The sequence below is a fragment of the Nostoc sp. 2RC genome, assembly GCF_014222165.1.
Lineage (GTDB): Bacteria > Cyanobacteriota > Cyanobacteriia > Cyanobacteriales > Nostocaceae > Nostoc > Nostoc linckia.
In genome coordinates this window covers 1-733 of sequence record NZ_JACKZU010000774.1, presented here as the reverse complement: position 1 = coordinate 733, position 733 = coordinate 1, and the positions used below count along the sequence as shown (strand labels likewise).

Genomic DNA, 733 nt, shown 5'->3' with positions numbered 1-733 from the left:
GGCGTTGCATAAATGCGGGATGAATTATGCAAAAACGGGTATTTCTCTATACTTTAAATAATGAAGTAACAATCGAATTGAATGTTTAAGCATATCCACGGATTTGGAATAGCAGAGTGTTTTTCGGTGTAGTCTTGCTAGGTAATGGCGCAAGCGGGTATTTTCGCCCTCGACCCTAGTCATATAGGTTTTGCTCACGATATGGTCTCCTGGGTCAATAAAGCAAGGATAAACTTTCCAACCGTCTGTGACGTAGAAGTAACATTGCCAACAGGAAACAATGTCCCACAAGAATTTAAATGTTTCTGAACTGCGATCGCCGATTACCCAAGCTAAGATACCTTCATGAAAGTGATTTACTGCCGTCCATAACCAAACTTTGTTTTTTTTGTACCGATAAAGGTTTCTAGTTCATCTAATTCTCCAACTTCTGGTATGTCGTCACTAGGCGGTACATCGGGCAGTTTAGAGCCTATTTGTTTTAACCAATAAATTACGGTTGTATGGTGAACTCCTTTATCACGCTCAATTGCGCGAAATCCCATGCCATTGACGTATGACCTTAAACATTCTTGCTTGATTTCATCTGAGTACCCTTTTGCTGGGCTATAAACATCGATAAATTGACGACCACAATTGACACAAATGTGATTTTGTTTACCTCTTCGTTTACCATTTTTTCTAATTTCAGTAGAGTTGCAGTATGGACATTGCACAGTAGATGACCTCAATT

General features: G+C 39.4%; 1 protein-coding gene. It reads right to left on the bottom strand.

Annotated features, from left to right (window positions below; genetic code table 11):
• Positions 1-24: 24 nt before the first annotated feature.
• A protein-coding gene (locus tag GNE10_RS34940) for an IS1 family transposase (protein ID WP_397326718.1) occupies positions 25-716 on the bottom strand; the annotation gives its coding sequence in 2 pieces (ribosomal slippage) (positions 25-378 and positions 381-716; 690 coding nt in all).
• Positions 717-733 lie beyond the last annotated feature (17 nt).